General features: G+C 47.5%; 14 protein-coding genes (1 of these 14 running past the window's edge). 10 read left to right on the top strand and 4 right to left on the bottom strand.

Annotation, left to right across the window (positions count from 1 at the left end):
- The 3 genes from GV64_RS10025 to GV64_RS10015 form a co-directional block, all read left to right on the top strand.
- Window positions 1-605, top strand: the 3' portion of a protein-coding gene (locus tag GV64_RS10025) for a substrate-binding periplasmic protein (RefSeq protein ID WP_034844186.1). Its footprint begins 193 nt before the window's first position; the window shows 605 of its 798 coding nt (coding positions 194-798); the start codon falls outside the window, past its left edge; it ends in the stop codon at window positions 603-605.
- A 164-nt stretch (window positions 606-769) separates the two neighbouring features.
- A complete protein-coding gene (locus GV64_RS10020; protein WP_020584969.1) occupies window positions 770-2,344 on the top strand; it encodes an AbgT family transporter in 1,575 nt (524 codons plus the stop codon).
- Between the two features lie 177 nt (window positions 2,345-2,521).
- Entirely contained in the window at window positions 2,522-2,722 is a 201-nt protein-coding gene (locus GV64_RS10015) for a hypothetical protein (protein ID WP_020584970.1), read from the top strand.
- 58 nt (window positions 2,723-2,780) lie between these two features.
- Here the strand turns inward: GV64_RS10015 and GV64_RS10010 are convergent, their stop codons facing one another.
- Both GV64_RS10010 and GV64_RS10005 read right to left on the bottom strand, forming a co-directional pair.
- Entirely contained in the window at window positions 2,781-4,211 is a 1,431-nt protein-coding gene (locus GV64_RS10010) for an amino acid permease (RefSeq protein WP_020584971.1), read from the bottom strand.
- Window positions 4,212-4,496: 285 nt separating this feature from the next.
- Window positions 4,497-5,801: a dicarboxylate/amino acid:cation symporter gene (locus GV64_RS10005; RefSeq protein ID WP_026258640.1), complete on the bottom strand. Its 1,305-nt coding sequence runs from the start codon at window positions 5,799-5,801 to the stop codon at window positions 4,497-4,499.
- A gap of 352 nt (window positions 5,802-6,153) precedes the next feature.
- Here GV64_RS10005 and GV64_RS10000 point away from each other — a divergent pair, with 352 nt between their 5' ends.
- From GV64_RS10000 to GV64_RS09985, 4 genes are all read left to right on the top strand, one after another.
- Complete coding sequence (locus GV64_RS10000; protein ID WP_026258641.1) at window positions 6,154-6,489, top strand: metalloregulator ArsR/SmtB family transcription factor; 336 nt, start codon at window positions 6,154-6,156, stop codon at window positions 6,487-6,489.
- A gap of 11 nt (window positions 6,490-6,500) precedes the next feature.
- Complete coding sequence (locus GV64_RS09995; protein WP_020584975.1) at window positions 6,501-7,508, top strand: ArsJ-associated glyceraldehyde-3-phosphate dehydrogenase; 1,008 nt, start codon at window positions 6,501-6,503, stop codon at window positions 7,506-7,508.
- On the top strand, window positions 7,508-8,743 hold the full coding sequence (arsJ, locus tag GV64_RS09990) for an organoarsenical effux MFS transporter ArsJ (RefSeq protein WP_020584976.1): 1,236 nt from the start codon (window positions 7,508-7,510) through the stop codon (window positions 8,741-8,743). Before GV64_RS09995 ends, arsJ begins: the two co-directional genes overlap by 1 nt.
- A gap of 114 nt (window positions 8,744-8,857) precedes the next feature.
- Window positions 8,858-10,699 carry a M2 family metallopeptidase gene (locus GV64_RS09985; protein ID WP_020584977.1) on the top strand — a complete coding sequence of 614 codons (1,842 nt, stop codon included), beginning with the start codon at window positions 8,858-8,860 and terminating at the stop codon, window positions 10,697-10,699.
- Between the two features lie 415 nt (window positions 10,700-11,114).
- Here the strand turns inward: GV64_RS09985 and GV64_RS09980 are convergent, their stop codons facing one another.
- Complete coding sequence (locus GV64_RS09980) at window positions 11,115-11,954, bottom strand: lytic transglycosylase domain-containing protein (protein ID WP_020584978.1); 840 nt, start codon at window positions 11,952-11,954, stop codon at window positions 11,115-11,117.
- Between the two features lie 668 nt (window positions 11,955-12,622).
- Between GV64_RS09980 and fkpA the strand changes: the two genes are divergently transcribed.
- Complete coding sequence (gene fkpA / locus GV64_RS09970; protein ID WP_026258643.1) at window positions 12,623-13,381, top strand: FKBP-type peptidyl-prolyl cis-trans isomerase; 759 nt, start codon at window positions 12,623-12,625, stop codon at window positions 13,379-13,381.
- 58 nt (window positions 13,382-13,439) lie between these two features.
- Window positions 13,440-13,613 carry a hypothetical protein gene (locus GV64_RS25510; protein ID WP_020584981.1) on the top strand — a complete coding sequence of 58 codons (174 nt, stop codon included), beginning with the start codon at window positions 13,440-13,442 and terminating at the stop codon, window positions 13,611-13,613.
- 197 nt (window positions 13,614-13,810) lie between these two features.
- Here GV64_RS25510 and GV64_RS09965 read toward each other — a convergent pair whose 3' ends face one another.
- The gene (locus GV64_RS09965) at window positions 13,811-15,154 is read right to left on the bottom strand and encodes a sodium-dependent transporter (protein ID WP_020584982.1); all 1,344 of its coding nucleotides are present in this window, start codon (window positions 15,152-15,154) and stop codon (window positions 13,811-13,813) included.
- Window positions 15,155-15,411: 257 nt separating this feature from the next.
- On the opposite strand from GV64_RS09965, the gene udp reads away from it, so the two are divergent.
- Window positions 15,412-16,185 carry a uridine phosphorylase gene (udp, locus tag GV64_RS09960; protein ID WP_020584983.1) on the top strand — a complete coding sequence of 258 codons (774 nt, stop codon included), beginning with the start codon at window positions 15,412-15,414 and terminating at the stop codon, window positions 16,183-16,185.
- The last annotated feature ends 66 nt before the right edge of the window (window positions 16,186-16,251 follow it).

Here is a 16,251-nt window from a genome sequence, read left to right as displayed (position 1 = left end):
TTATCAACGATTATTTTGGCGGTGCAAATCGGGTCAACTATAAGCTACAGCAAGGCATCATCCATATTAATCCTGCCATGTCCTATCAGCAGAAATACCTGAAGGATATCCAGTTTATGGAACCACCTATTTTCACCCAAAGCTATATGGTTGTTACGCGTAAGGATCGACGCTTTGCTATCAATCAGTGGTCTGACATGAAGGAACTGAAAGGTGTCACCCCAAAAAACCTCAGGTTCAGCAAGCAGTTTAACCAATATGCCAATAACCACCTGAACCTGGTAAGAACCTTCAACGCAAAGCAGGGCTTGAAAATGCTGAATGTGGGCAGGGTTGACTATGCCATTTACCCACAAACCCAGGGAGACCTGTTTATGTCTCTGCTGGATTTTGAAGGGCGGTTTGAAAAGATGCCTGTCGAAATCTCATCGTTTGAGCTTCATACCGCTATTTCTAAAAAATTAAATTGTCAGTTACCCCTGAATGCGATCTCAAGTCAGCTGCAGAAATGGCAAAAATCGGGTTACACCGACAAGATTATAAACGACAGCCTGTACAAATGGATGGGCTTTAGTCTCGAAAAGCGAAACACCCCCTCGATGTAACGCAGGCTATTTTTCCGGCAAACCACACCTCTGACAGAACATATATCTAAATACTATATACAAATATCGCTTTATTATATTTAGTTGACTTGGATCATTCCTGAACCCTTCACGGTTTTTTAAAGTCGTTTACGAAATCATCATATTACCAAGAAGATCATTCCATGAGCCTGACAAAAGCACCGCCGATGCCTGAGGCAAAATCGAGCGATTCAAAACTAATGAATCGCTTCCTTAATGCCGTTGAAAAAGCAGGTAATAAACTCCCAGACCCTACGTTGCTTTTTGTTTACGGTCTGGTCATCGTTTGGGTGCTTTCTGCCCTGATGGCACAAGTAAACCTCGACATGGTTCACCCTGCAACCGGCGAAACCGTTGTCGTCAATAACCTGCTGACTGGCTCGGCCCTCGCCACCTTCCTGGCCAGCATGGTTAAAAACTTTGCCGGCTTTGCGCCCATGGGCATCGTATTGGTGGCCATGCTGGGTATTGGTGTGGCCGAAAAATCAGGCTTTATCAACACTGGCCTTAAGAAGCTGCTGAGTATCACTCCAGCAAAACTGCTGACCCCCATGCTGATTCTTGTGGCTATTATCAGTCACACGGCAGCTGACGCTGGTTATGTACTGGTTATTCCTCTGGGCGGTATCATCTTCCACGCTGCTGGCCGTCACCCTCTGGCAGGTATTGCGGCCGCATTTGCAGGTGTATCCGGTGGCTTCTCTGCTAACTTTATTCCTTCTGGCATTGACCCTCTGCTGCAGGGCTTCACCCAGTCTGCTGCTCAGATCCTTGATCCAAGCTACCAGATGAACCCCTTGGCCAACCTGTTCTTCACAGGCGCTTCCAGCTTTATCATTGTTGCTATTGGCTGGTACGTTACTGACAAGATCATTGAACCACGCCTGAAAAGCACGACTTCTCTGGACGAAGATGCTGAGAAAGCACCTGACCTGAGCTCCTTCAGCGCCGAAGAAAGCAAAGCTTTTAATGCTGCAGGTCTCGCAATGCTTGTGGCTATCGGACTGCTGGTTGCTGCCGTTGTGCCAGAAAGCTCACCACTTCGCTCTCCGAACGGTGAAATCACAGCCTTTTCTGCACCACTGATGCAGTCTATCGTACCGCTGATTTTTATCCTGTTTATCATTCCCGGTATTGTTTACGGTAAGGTATCCGGTAACTTCAAGAGCTCTAAAGACACGGTTCTGGCGATGAACAGCACCATGTCGACCATGGGCGCTTACCTGGTAATGTCGTTCTTCTGTGCCCAGTTTCTGTACGCATTCTCCCAGTCTAACCTGGGCACGGTACTCGCCCTGAGCGGTGCTGGCGTACTTCAGTCAATGAACCTGCCTGGTGAGATCACCGTTATTGGCATGATTCTGTTAACTGCGACCGTTAACCTGGTCATTGGTTCTTCTTCTGCCAAATGGGCTCTGATTGGACCAATCCTGGTGCCAATGCTGATGGCAGTGGGCATCTCCCCAGAACTGTCTCAGGCGGCTTACCGTGTTGGTGACTCTGTTTCCAACATCATTTCACCTTTGATGGTTTACTTCCCACTGGTAGTGGTTTACTGCCAGCGTTACGTTAAAGGCTCCGGTATTGGCTCTTTGGCTTCCATGATGATGCCGTACTCCATCGCCATGCTGATCGGCTGGACCATCTTCCTGCTGGCGTACTGGGCACTAGGTCTGCCCCTGGGTATTCAGGCTTCTTACACTTACCCTGCGATGTAACACTTTATCAACTAAAGAAAAAAGGGGGCTTCGGCCCCCTTTTTTATCCTTCCGACATGGCTTTTCTACGACCAAAAACACCGTCAGTCACCGGCAGATTACTGTCAAAGCGTCTATGCTTCCAACAGCCAAGGCTAATCAGCAATAAGAATACGCTCGAAGTAGAGGAACCTGCCCATGTTTAACCTGATGAAAATACTGGAAGAAATGACACCAACGGGATGGATTATTGCTTCTATCTGCTTATTGTTATGGGTTGTCATCATCCATTGCGCCGGTATCTTCACAGAAAAGCGTTGGGGTGACCGGGAATCAGGCGCTCTGGTCGGTTTCTTTGTACCAGGCTTCCTATTCATGGCTCTACTGTATCTGATGTAAAACACCACCCAAGCGCTGCGCCCTTCCCTGGGATCATTCCAATTAATCGCGCCTTAAGCTACTCACTATCTGCACCTGCTTGTTTCCATGATGGCTTTTTCATCATATCCAGAACAAAGGCAATACCTGGAAAGATCACCGTGCCAGCCACTACAATCCCAACGTAAGTAGATGGGCTACCAATCGGCAGATTACTGGGTGGAAAGAAAGAGACAATAAAGGCAAACAGCACGCCGAGGAAGCCAAGCCCCCCAATGATGACCATACCACCTTCACCACCTGGCACCTTGTAAGGTCGCTCAAGATCCGGTTTAGTAAAACGGAGGCGTATAGCGGCTGCATACATCAACATATACATCAGCAAGTAGAGAGCAACTGTCATTGCACTGATCAAAAAGAACGCCACACTGACATTTTTGAACACGAAATAAATGCAGGATAACAGGGTGACTAGCCCTCCCTGAACCAGCAAAATATTTTTTGGAATGCCATTTTTATTGGTCTTTGCGAGCGCCGGTGGCAAATGCCCCAACTTGGCAGTCCAGAGAAGACCTTTACTCGGACCGCTGATCCATGACATCACCCCCCCCAGCGCCCCTAATGCAAGCAACAGACAAAATAAACGGTTCCAGTCACCAATTCCCATTTTATTCAGCATGATCTGGCTGGCAGCCATCAGACCAGACTGAAGATCAATCTCTTCCGCAGGCATAACGGCAGCAATCGCCAATGAGCCCAGAGTAAAGAGCACAAAGATGATCAACGCAGCAATCAGCATAGCCAGTGGAAACTCGGTCTTGGGATTACCCATTTCATTGGCATGAACGGCGTGCACTTCAACACCGGCGAAGAGCAGAATTATACCGGCAAGGAAGGCAATATTACCGAAGCTATTGAACTCTGGCCAAAAGCGCGAATGGACTTTCCCCCCTTCCAGCTGGAACAACCCTGCATCCTGAGTAGTCAGGTGCTCAAAGGCGACAGGGTTACCCTGGTCCACCCAGAGAAGAGCCAGAATAATAACAACAATACCCGGCAACACCGTTCCTACCAGAAAGCTACTACTGGTTACCTTGGCAATAACATCCGTCCCCTTAAAGGTCATCCAAGTCGATACCCAGTAAAAAATGATACAAAAAACACCAATATAGTATTGATCATTGGCAAGCTCAGGTCTGGCCACCAGATAGGCAACACCTGCGGCTGCAAACGACATCACCGTTGGGTACCAGACAACGTTCTGTATCCACTGCAACCAGATTGCAATAAAGCCTGCCCTTGGACCAAAGGCTTGTTCAACCCAGGTATAGACACCACCACCAAGGTTTGAAAATGCACTGCCCAACTCAGCGGAAACCAGCGCCGCTGGTATCAGGAAAAGAACCGTTGCAAAGCCAATATAGAAGAACATCGTCATCTCTTCTTTGGCCATCATCGGTAGTCCCCTCAGGCTGATAACCGCAGCGGATGTCATCAGCGCAATGGACATTATCGACAATCGTTTTGTGGAAGGGGTCGGAGCTGTGGGCATAGTTGGGCTCTCAAGAAATAGCAGAAATATAAAGGCGGGATTTAGTCAGAAATCTAGGGGGCGTTCCCAAGGAGTCATTACTGAATCGGCATCCCTGATAGGGCTACCAACAACAACTATGAGTATAGTCACCGCCAGCGAGCCGTCAGGAAGAAAAATAGTCAAAAACTGCATAAAGATAGGCTTCTGTCGTCTAGAAAACTCTGTTGGCATAACCAAAGAAGTCAGAAGAGGCAGAAATGCTTAGCGGATATGATGGAAATCTATGGTCTCCTGCTTGACACCAGCCTCAGGGTCATTGAACACAGATACATCCATGGCATTTTCAGACTTGGCAACAATGCAGGTTACCGCACAATCACCCGTAATGTTGACCGCACTCCTGACCATATCAAGAAGTCGATCAACCCCCATCACCAACGCAATACCTTCCAGAGGAAGACCTACCTGTTGCAGAACCATGGCTAACATGACCATGCCTACACCTGGAACCCCTGCAGTACCAATAGACGCCAGCGTTGCTGTTAAAATCACAGACAGGTAATCACTTATGGTCAGATCAATATCAAAAGCCTGGGATATAAATACTGTCGCCACGCCCTGCATAATAGCAGTGCCATCCATATTCACCGTACTGCCCAACGGAATAGTAAACGACGCCACTTGATTAGAGACACCAAAACGGTGGGTAGCCGTTTCCATGGAGACAGGAATCGTGGCATTGCTTGAGGCTGTACTGAAGGCAAACATGGCCGCATCTTCCATCTTTCTCAAGAAGGTAATTGGACTTAACCCAGTAAATACCTTCAACAAAGAGCAGTAAGTCACCAGTACATGAAACAACAGAACAAACAGTAATAAAGTGAAGTATTTAGCCAAACTAGCAATAGCAGACAGCTCTATGGTGGTAAACAGTTTAGCCATCAAACAGAACACCCCGTAGGGTGCAATATTCATTAGCAGCGCCACCAGCTTCATCATCACCGCATTCAGGGATTCAAAAACACGGGCAATGCGCTCACCCTGCTGCCCTGCAGCTCCGATAGCAATACCAAACAGAACGGCAAACACAATAATCTGCAAAGTATTACCACTGGCCATGGCTTCAACCGGATTATCCGGGAACAGGTGTATCAGAATGTCACTGATTGCCGGGGCTTCCTGGGGAGTAAATGTTGATACCGCCTCCAGGTTTGCCCCAACGCCCGGCTTTACAATCAGCCCTGCAACAATAGCCAGCGTAATAGCAACCGCTGTCGTAAACAGATACAAAAGCAGTGTTTTGGCACCTAAGCGGCCTAAAGTAGACGCATCACTCAAAGAGCAGGTACCACAGATAATCGAGGTAAAGATCAGCGGAACCACCAGCATCTTCAGTGATGAAATAAAAATCTGACCAATAACGTGGAACAGTCCATCGGTGATGTAGTGCGCCACAAAAAAGCTGTCAGCCAGAAAGGTACGAATGACTAAACCCGTTGCAAGACCCGAGACCATTCCTACCAGAACCTTAGTGGTCAGTGAGTATTGACTCCATGTTTTGATCATAGGGCTATCCGCAATTACTAAAATGGCTCTGCAATAAACAAAAGGCTCATAATTCTCTGAAGCTTTCGTCAGATTTATTTCAGGCAATGCAATGGGAAGTTTTGCTCCACTACTCTTGGCTAAACGAGAATCACGCCATCAACAGATTCACTCATTATGGCTGCTAATTGGTTTTTTTCTGGAAAAATACGGGGACAAGAACGTCAGAAGAAGCGACTAATAAGCCATATTGAGCAACACTGACCAGTGTGCTGCTCTCAATCTATACCTCCTCAACTCATACCCAAAAAATTGATTGCATTTCACTTTATATATATGCATATTCGCATATTCAGATATATAGGAGGTCACTGTGCTACCTCATGAGTTTTTCAAAATGATGGCGGATGAAGTCCGACTCCGGAGTCTGCTTCAAATAGCTCGACAAGGTGAATTGTGCGTTTGTGAGTTGGTTGCCGCCCTAGATGAACCACAACCAAAAATTTCCAGGCATCTGGCACAAATGCGTAACTACGGTTTATTAAGCACTCGTCGTAAGAACCAGTGGGTTTTCTATTCTATTGCTGAAGACCTGCCTGGCTGGATGAATAAAATCATCGATGGTCTTCGCCTGTCAAAATGCCTTAAAAAAGAGTATCAACAGGATCAGGAACGTCTGGAATCAATGGTTAACCGCCCTTCTTGTTAAGGAGTAAGAAAATGACAATCAAAGTAGGTATCAATGGCTTTGGCCGGATCGGCAGACTGGTTCTCAGAGCCGCCTGGCACTGGCCAGAGATTGAGTTCGTGCAAATCAATGATGTCGCTGGTGATAGCACAACTCTTGCACACCTTCTGCAGTTTGACTCTGTACAGGGCACCTGGCAGGAAAAAGTTTCATCGGATAACCAGCGTATTATTATTAATGGTCAGCCCATTGAGTGCTCACAGGAAAAAGAAATCAACGCGTTAGACTGGTCACATTGTGATGTTGTTATTGACGCTACCGGAGTTCATCGAGCAACCATCAAACTGAACCAGTATCTTGAGCAGGGAGTAAAGCGTGTTGTCGTTACTGCGCCAGTTAAAGAAGACAGTGTTTTAAATATCGTCATGGGGGTTAACGATCACCTGTTTGATGCCAGTAAACATCCGATTGTCACCGCTGCATCATGCACCACCAACTGTATAGCCCCTGTCGTCAAGGTTATTCATGAGAACCTGGGAATTACCCGTGGTGCCATCACTACCGTTCATGACCTGACCAATACCCAGACGATTCTGGATGCTCCTCATAAGGATCTGCGAAGAGCCAGAGCCTGTGGCATGTCACTGATCCCTACCACCACGGGTTCGGCAACAGCCATTACCCAGATTTTCCCGGACCTGGAAGGCCGCTTGAACGGACATGCAATACGTGTTCCCCTGGCTAATGCTTCAATTACCGACATGGTTTTTGACGTAGCAAAAGACACCTCTGCTGATGAAGTCAACCAGCTGTTGAAAGAAGCATCTGAAGGCCCGTTACAGGGAATCCTTGGTTTTGAAGAAAAACCGCTGGTTTCTATCGATTACCGGGGTGATCAACGCTCTTCAATTATTGATGCGCTCTCCACCATGGTCGTTGACCAGCGCATGGTCAAAATATATGCCTGGTACGATAACGAAATGGGCTATGCCTGCCGTACTGCAGAGTTAGCACTGAAGGTTGGCAGAGAGACTTCCTGATGACTGAGACTACCCGCGTTGACAACAGTAAACAGTCACGGCAACAACAGATAAGAAATTACGCTCTTATCACATTCAACTATTGGAATTTCACTCTGACAGACGGCGCCCTGCGTATGTTAGTGGTACTTCACTTTCATACACTTGGCTATACCGGCTTTGAAATTGCTATGCTGTTTCTTTTTTACGAGTTCTTCGGGGTAGTCACCAATCTGATTGGTGGCTGGCTGGGCGCCCGCATCGGACTAAACAAAACCATGAATATCGGACTGTTCATGCAGGTCATTGCACTACTGATGCTTGCGGTACCGTCTCACTACCTTTCAGTACCTCTGGTTATGTTTGCCCAGGCTATTTCAGGTATTGCGAAAGACCTGAATAAGATGAGTGCAAAGACCTCCATAAAAACACTGGTTAGCAGTCAACAATCCGGAAAGCTTTATCGCTGGATTGCCATTTTGACCGGCTCCAAAAATGCACTGAAAGGTGCAGGCTTTTTCCTTGGAGGAGCCTTGCTTAGCCTGATTGGTTTTCAGAATGCCATGTTCACAATGGCTTCTATATTGACCCTGGTGTTGCTGGGCAGCCTGATGTGGCTGCAAAAAGATTTGGGAAAAGCCCGAAGCAAACCCAAATTTACTCAGATATTTTCCAAGAGCAAGGCCATCAATATTCTCTCCGCTGCACGCCTGTTTCTCTTTGCTTCCCGAGACGTCTGGTTTGTTATCGCCCTCCCCATCTCTCTGAGTGCCGTTTTTGGCTGGAGCCATGTGGAAACGGGGAGTTTCATGGCGATATGGGTGATTGGTTATGGGCTGGTTCAGGGCATTGCACCAAGAATCACCGGGACTGAGAGTCATCATATCCAGAGCCGCATCGCTCTTGCATTGTGGTCAGCAATGCTGCTGCTGGTTTCCGCCCTGCTGGCACTGGCTGTCGCATTCCAGTGGTATCCACAGTTAAGCCTGATTATTGGACTGCTGATTTTTGGCGGGATATTCGCAATCAACTCATCACTGCATTCTTACCTGATCGTCTCTTTTGCCCGCGAAGAAGGCGCATCCATGGACGTGGGATTCTATTACATGGCCAATGCCATGGGGCGTTTAACCGGCACGATTCTTTCCGGTTGGGCTTTTCAATGGGGGGGACTGGAAGCCTGCCTGTGGATCTCTTCCTTGTTTATTTTTTTCACGGTCATCATTTCCATGATCATGCCCGATCACGATAAATAGCTCATGCTTTGCTTAATCAGAATTGAAGTACTGCCCCGCTATCACAAACAGTGATATCAATCACTTCAGCTATGATTAAGCAAACAATCCAACCGGGTAGCATGACGTTACGACATGAAAATCATAACATCCAGCAGACTGCTTTCTACTTTTGTTCTTGTTTCGTTGATCGCATTTGCTGACCATAATCAGGAAAAAACAGACAACAGCGCCTCTACAACCAGAAATGAAATGACTGAAGAAGATGCTCAAATCTTTCTGGCAAACTCTGAAGCATATCTAAAAAAACTGAATAAGAAGGTAAGTCGGGCAAAGTGGATTCATGCCAATTTCATCACCTATGACACCTCATCACTGGTCGCTGAGGCAAATGCCAAAAAAACAGCCGCTGTCGTCCGCCTGGCTCACGAAGCATCCAGGTTTAATAATACTGAATTGAATGAAAATACCCGGCGCAAGCTGGAAAAATTAAAACTTGCTCTCACGCTCCCAGCCCCACAGAATGCCGAACAGAATAATGAGCTATCCCAAATAACCACTCAACTGAGCAGCCTTTATGGCAAAGGTAAGTATTGTTTAAATGAGAAAACATGCCTGAGTTTGAGTGAAATATCTGCAACGATGGCCACCAGCCGGAATTATGATGAATTACTGGAACTATGGACTGGCTGGCATGAAGTTGCAAAATCCATGCGCCCTCTTTTTATGCAGGAGGTCACACTGACCAATCACGGGGCAAAAGAACTTGGTTATGCAGACACAGGTGTCATGTGGCGCTCCAAATACGATATGCCTGCTGATGACTTTTCCAGAGAGCTTGAACGCCTCTGGAGCCAGGTTCAACCACTCTACCAATCTCTCCACTGCCATATCCGGGCCAAACTCGGCGACATCTATGGTGAAGACAAGGTCCCTCAGAATGGCTCCATTCCAGCACACCTGTTGGGTAACATGTGGGCACAGAACTGGAGCAACATTTACGATATGGTCGCCCCGGAGCATGGCGACCCTGGCTATGATTTAACCGAGCTACTTACCCAGCACGATTATGACGAGCTTAAAATGGTTCGCACTGCTGAAAATTTCTTCATCTCCATGGGGTTTGCACCGTTGCCCGACTCTTTCTATGAGCGCTCACTGTTTACCAAGCCTCGTGATCGTGAGGTACAGTGTCACGCATCAGCCTGGAGCCTGGACAGCAAAGATGACCTGCGGATCAAGATGTGCATCCAGCTCACTGGAAGAGCATTTACCACTATTCACCATGAGTTAGGCCACAACTTTTACCATCGCGCCTATAAAAAACAACCGGTTTTTTATCAGCAAAGCGCCAATGATGGATTCCATGAAGCCGTTGGTGACACCATTGCTCTGTCAGTCACTCCCGGTTACCTGCAGGATATAGGCCTGCTTGAGGATGTACCCGACGCCTCAAAAGACATTGGCCTTTTGATGAAAATGGCACTGGATAAAATCGCCTTTCTCCCTTTTGGGCTTCTGGTAGACCAGTGGCGCTGGAAAGTCTTTTCTGGAGAGATAACACCTGAGAACTACAACAAGACATGGTGGGAGTTACGCAAAAAGTATCAGGGGGTTGAGGCGCCTGTTGTACGTACTGAAGAACACTTTGATCCGGGCGCAAAATATCATGTGCCAGGCAATACGCCCTATACCCGCTACTTTCTGGCTCATATTCTTCAGTTCGAGTTCCACCGTGCACTTTGTGATATTGCCGGCAATCAAGAGTCGATTCACCGCTGTTCTATTTATAACTCAAAAGAAGCCGGTGGTCGTCTGAATAGAATGCTTGAAATGGGCTCCAGCCGCCCATGGCAGGAAGCATTAGCCGAACTGACAGGCAAACCGGAAATGGATGCTTCGGCTATTCTGGAGTACTTTGCTCCGCTGCAGGAATATCTGGATGAGCAAAATAAAGGGCGCCAATGTGGCTGGTAATGAATAGCAACGTATCCACCTGGAAGGTATCGCTCCCAAAGCCCCGCAGCACCGCGAGACATCAGTGCATTTGGGAGTCCTTTAAATCCTTTTAATAGAGTCTTCGAGACAATAAATAATAAGTTTTCCGAGGGGGCGTTCTCAATTAGACATGTGACCAGCCACCCACGGTTCTAGTCAGACAAGGCCTGAACTGCGTTGTGTGGTTATTCCGCATAAGCAGTGAGCAACGCAGAATGGCACAAACCGTGGGTGGCCCTTCGGGTTGATAACACAAGCACTCATGCTGCGTTGAACAACTTGAACATGGAACCACCATGCCTTTAGGCCCTGTGGGTCCTGCGTCGTAGGATCCCCCTTATCTGCTGAGCTCTCAACGATACGTCAACAGGCCCTTACTCCTCACCAAATCAGGTCACATCGCCTTGAACAGAATATAGACAGCCATAAGCACCAGCTGGCGGCAATAAAGGCAACCTGCACTGGGCACAATACATTCTGGAGAATAATATCCGGATTTAACGGAGGACAGCCTATCACCTTCTACATTAACCAGTGATGGTAGTTTGATGCCGTGTTTACCCGGTAACAGAACCACATGACTGAGTGCTAGGAATTTGGCCACATGTCTGCGTGTCTCGCCAGGTAAATCGAGACTCCAGAAGCCTTCATCCGGATACCCCCCGGACTTTTCAGCTAAAGCGATGCTTTTCCTGACCCGATAGAGGCCGGCATTATAGGCAGCGATGGTTAAAATCCAGTCATTGGTTCTACGATAGAGATATTCAATGTAGGTAAGCGCAGCATCGGTGGCTTTTTCAAGATCCGTTCGTTCATCGCATTTTTTTGAAACCTTGAGCCCATAAGCTCTGGCGGTGCGTGGCATCAACTGCCAGACCCCCATCGCTCTGGCTGATGAATGAGCCTTCAGATTAAGCTCACTTTCGATCAGAGGCAGCAAGGCCAGCTCTGCCGGCAGACCTTTCTCTTGAATCCTCCTGTTCAAATAGAACTGATGCGTCAGAATACGCTCAGACAACCGGTTAAAGTAATACTGGGGAAATGCTTTCAGCTGTTCCAGAACTCTATCGTTATGATAATGCGCCATTAACTGAAAACCATGCCGCAGAGACTGCCAGCCATCTCTGGGATCGTGAATACAAACAGGTCGATAAACGTTACTCACCCGCCTCTCACCCTCGCCCGTTATGACTTCAGAAGCATCGACATAACCGGGAACCAGAGCAAAGCTCAAGAGAATAGAACAGACGGTCCTATGCCTGAAATGCCATTGAATCCAGTAGCAGATTAAAAGCAATCGGTGTTTCCCAGCCTCTTCATTGCACACATTTTTAAAAAACACGCATGCAGCTGATAGCTTTCGGGACAGAATAAAAGTGTTGTTGACTGCAGGCTCCAAACAACAGCTCCACTATAAGCCAGTTTTGACGATGTATTTCAGAGTTAAAATCAGGAGAAACAAACCATGATCAAAAACAATGGTACAGAAAATATAGCGTACTATGATTGTAGATTGAGCCCCCTTTCTTTTAAGGCTGAGTATAGCGAGTATTAATTGCCCGCTTCCTTTCCAGTTCTCTATTTTTTTAATGATTCGCATCCCTGATAAACGGGCATACATGCATTTCGGTTAATTCATGCCTGACATTGATCAGGCCCGGTCCTGGCAAAAGATCCCCTGCATACGTCGACAATCAAAACTCAAACAGCTCAAATTTTTAAAAATGGTCTATGATATGCCGTAAAGTAATAATGTGATTTTTTTGAAAAATTACCGCCATTTGGTTCAACTGTCGTAAAGGCTGTGCCATTATTGCTGAAGTTTTTCTTAACTTTAATCCTGATACAGGCAAGATTCTCTTGGCCAACACGGCTTTTTGGCCAAAAACAACGGAAACTGATATGAAGAAGGTTATTAAAATATCTGCCCTGGCCGCAGCTGTGCTTTTAGCAGCAGGTTGCCAGGAGAAAACCACCCAGGCTCCTGAAGTTGAGTTAAACACCGATGAACAGAAAGCCGCCTATGCCATTGGCGCATCTGTTGGCAACTTTGCCAGTCAGACCCTGAAACAGCAGGACGAACTGGGTGTCGTTCTGGATCGTGCACTGGTACAGCAAGGCTTGATGGACGCTTTAGCTGATCAGGTTAGAATGAATGATGAAGAGATGGGGGCTGCCCTCAGAGCTCATGAGCAAAAGATGAACACCGTTGTTCAGGAAAAAGCCAAGGAAAAGCGCGAAGAGACCCTTAAGAATGGCGCCAAGTTCCTAGAAGATAATGCCAAAAAAGAAGGCGTCTCCACTACCGAGTCTGGCCTACAGTATGAAGTAATCAAACAAGGTGACGGACCTAAGCCAACCGCTGCAGATACTGTCACCGTTCACTATACCGGCACTCTGACCGACGGTACTGTTTTCGACAGCAGCAAGCAAAGAGGCCAGCCAGCTACTTTCCCTCTGGCTAATGTGATCAAGGGCTGGACTGAAGGTGTTGCCCTGATGCCTGTCGGTTCTGAGTATCGCCTGACTATCCCGGCTGAACTGGCCTACGGTGACCAGGAGGTGGGAACGATACCAGCAGGCTCTGTTCTGGTGTTTGATGTTGAGCTCATCAGTATTGAAGACATGAAAGACGCTGACAAAAAACAAGTCAAGAAGTAATTTTCCTAGCTTACTATCAATTACGGGCAGTGATACTGCCCGTTTTAATTCCTGAATTATGAACCTTATCTCAATTTTAGTTTTACTGTTCATCACTCTGTTTATTGTGGTTAAACTGACAGAGCGCCATGGAAAATCACTCACCAGTGAACAACAAAGTAAGCTTTCAAAAATAGCCATGGTGTTAATTTTTGTCATGCTGATTGCAGCACTGATCAAAAACCTGATGTAATGCCAATCGAACATTCTAACTACGCTATTGCGCTGGCAATATGATCGTCAGCCCTGCGTTGAGAATCCTCGCAATAACCCGGCTATTACTTATCGTTTCGCCTTGTTCTGAAGTCCGTCTTGCCATGCTCATTACGGTATTTAGAAGGTTCGATTGGTAGAAGTTAACCACTCAGGCTCTCACCCGAGCTGTCAGGATTAAATCCGAAACAATTCCCCCAGAATAACCATCACCAACAACAGTGGACTGACCCAACGAATTAAAAACTGCCAGAACTGCAGTGATTTACCCTGCATACCCAGCTGCTCAACCAGCACCTTTCTCTCCATTATGTAGCCTGAAAAATAAAGCACCAGAAGCCCGGTTACTGGCAGCATGACCTGGGTGGCAAAGGCCGTATAGAGATCAAACAGTGTTTTGTCACCCACAGAAAAGTGCTTCCACACACTGAATGAGAGGCCCGGTATCAGCCCAACCAGAAACACAACAACACCAGCAATCACCGCCCCTGCTCCACGAAACCCGGAACACAAACGGCTCATCATCACTACCAGGGGCTCAGCCAGATTCACCGCTGATGTCCAGACAGCCATGACTAAAAGGAGAAAAAACAGAGGTAGAATCAATGAACCAAATGGCATTTGAGCCAAGGCAACCGGCAAGGTGATAAACATCAAACCAGGGCCACCTGCCACGGGAAGGCTTTCGCTGAAAACCACTGTGAAGGTTGCAACACCAACCATGACTGCCACCAGCACATCCAGTAGTGCGACAATCAAAACAGCTTTAACAACCGATTGCCGCTCAGGCATATAAGCACCATAAGCCATAAGGCAGCAGGCTCCGATCGCGAGGGTAAAAAACGCATGCCCCATCGCTTCCAGAACAACTCCTCCGGTTATCGCTTCCAACTTAAAGCCAAACAGATAATCAAGAGCAATCCCAAAACCACTGAAACCACTGGTGTATATCAGAAGGATAATAAGAATCAGATACATCAGTGGCATCAGCCAGTTGTTTAGCCGTTCTATCCCCTTGGAAACTGCCCGCCCACTAATCGCCACTGTCATAATGATAAACAGCCCATGGTACAGAATGACCTGCCAGGGAGACTCCAGAAGCCGCTGAAAATTATTAGAGGCCGACTGTATACTGCTCGCTGGTAATTCCCCCGAAAGTGACTGAAAAAAGAAATAGAGCACCCAACCAGACACCACGCTGTAGAAGGATAGAATCATCGTCGCTGCCAGCGTTCCCAGCCAGGCCAGTTTACTCCAGTGCTTTGTACGGCCTGCGCTGACAGCCAATTGCCGCAGGCTGCTGGCGGGTGATGCACGTCCTGCCCGACCAACGACAATCTCGGCAATCATCACCGGCAACCCGAGCAATACAACAAATAGTATGTACAGCAAAAAAAACAGGCTACCCCCGTTTTCACCAGCAACATAGGGAAAGCGCCAGATATTCCCCAGACCAATAGCCGCCCCTGCAATGGCAAGAATGAAAGCTCGATTGGAAGTTATTCTATTTTCAGATGACATGGACGATCCATTCTTCCTGTTTTTCACTTTTATTTAAAACAACGAAGCAGGCATTAACTGACCAGCAAATCCATATCAGCATAGACGCAAACTGATACTTATATCATCGGATAGACTTTGAAGGACTCCAGAACACACCCTGACCTTCAGTGGGTCAAATATTGACTCAGATCGATAAACACCCACTGTGGATGGGTCTATGATGGATTCTATTAAGGAAAGTTCGATCATCCAGGGTAGCATTCCCGGAGGCATATATGAGTAGCAGCGAAGTTTTTCATCTCGGGCTTACCCGTGAGGCTCTGAATGGGGCCAGGCTGGCCATTGTCCCCGGTGACCCTGAACGGGTCGAGCGCATTGCTGAACTGATGGATAATCCGAAAAAGCTGGCCAGCCTCAGGGAATTCACCACCTGGCGGGGGGAGCTGGAGGGAAAGTCTGTCGTAGTATGCTCAACCGGCATCGGTGGGCCTTCTACATCTATTGCAGTGGAAGAACTGGCACAATTGGGCATCCGTACTTTTCTGAGAGTTGGAACCACCGGTGCAATCCAGCCCCATATCAATGTGGGTGATGTTATTATTACCACTGGATCCGTTCGTCTGGATGGTGCCAGTCGTCATTTTGCTCCTCTCAGCTATCCTGCCGTCGCCGATTTCCAATGCACACGGGCACTGGTAGATACAGCAGAGGGAAGTGGGCTTAACTACTGGACAGGTATTACCGCCTCCAGTGATACCTTCTACCCTGGGCAGGAACGATATGACACCTTCACCCAGCGGGTTAGAAAAGAGCTACAGGGTTCAATGGAAGAGTGGCAGTCGATGGGTGTACTCAACTACGAAATGGAATCCGCCACACTCCTGACTATGTGTGCAACCATGGGGCTTCAAGCCGGTTGCGTGGCCGGAGTCATTGTTAACCGAACCTGCAATGAAACGCCGGATACAGAAAAGCTGGCCAGCGTGGAGCCCAACGCGATTAACACCGTGATCGGAGCGGCAAAACGCCTTCTGGGAAGCAGCGGCTGAAAACCCGGGCTTTACTGACTTATTATTGAACCAGAAGCTCAGATGAATGCGAGGGGGAAATTGGCA

Origin of the sequence: Endozoicomonas elysicola, assembly GCF_000710775.1 — a bacterium.
GTDB classification, from domain to species: Bacteria; Pseudomonadota; Gammaproteobacteria; order Pseudomonadales; family Endozoicomonadaceae; genus Endozoicomonas; species Endozoicomonas elysicola.
This window is presented reverse-complemented; position numbering and strand designations above follow the sequence as displayed.

What these genes read in the sequence shown, in the direction of transcription:
- GV64_RS09995 (WP_020584975.1), top strand. Translation starts at nt 6,501, where the DNA reads ATGACAATCAAAGTAGGTATCAATGGCTTTGGCCGGATCGGCAGACTG.
- GV64_RS10005 (WP_026258640.1), bottom strand. Translation starts at nt 5,801, where the DNA reads ATGATCAAAACATGGAGTCAATACTCACTGACCACTAAGGTTCTGGTA.
- GV64_RS25510 (WP_020584981.1), top strand. Translation starts at nt 13,440, where the DNA reads ATGAACCTTATCTCAATTTTAGTTTTACTGTTCATCACTCTGTTTATT.
- arsJ (WP_020584976.1), top strand. Translation starts at nt 7,508, where the DNA reads ATGACTGAGACTACCCGCGTTGACAACAGTAAACAGTCACGGCAACAA.
- GV64_RS10010 (WP_020584971.1), bottom strand. Translation starts at nt 4,211, where the DNA reads ATGTCCATTGCGCTGATGACATCCGCTGCGGTTATCAGCCTGAGGGGA.
- GV64_RS09965 (WP_020584982.1), bottom strand. Translation starts at nt 15,154, where the DNA reads ATGTCATCTGAAAATAGAATAACTTCCAATCGAGCTTTCATTCTTGCC.
- GV64_RS10015 (WP_020584970.1), top strand. Translation starts at nt 2,522, where the DNA reads ATGTTTAACCTGATGAAAATACTGGAAGAAATGACACCAACGGGATGG.
- GV64_RS09985 (WP_020584977.1), top strand. Translation starts at nt 8,858, where the DNA reads ATGAAAATCATAACATCCAGCAGACTGCTTTCTACTTTTGTTCTTGTT.
- GV64_RS10020 (WP_020584969.1), top strand. Translation starts at nt 770, where the DNA reads ATGAGCCTGACAAAAGCACCGCCGATGCCTGAGGCAAAATCGAGCGAT.
- fkpA (WP_026258643.1), top strand. Translation starts at nt 12,623, where the DNA reads ATGAAGAAGGTTATTAAAATATCTGCCCTGGCCGCAGCTGTGCTTTTA.
- udp (WP_020584983.1), top strand. Translation starts at nt 15,412, where the DNA reads ATGAGTAGCAGCGAAGTTTTTCATCTCGGGCTTACCCGTGAGGCTCTG.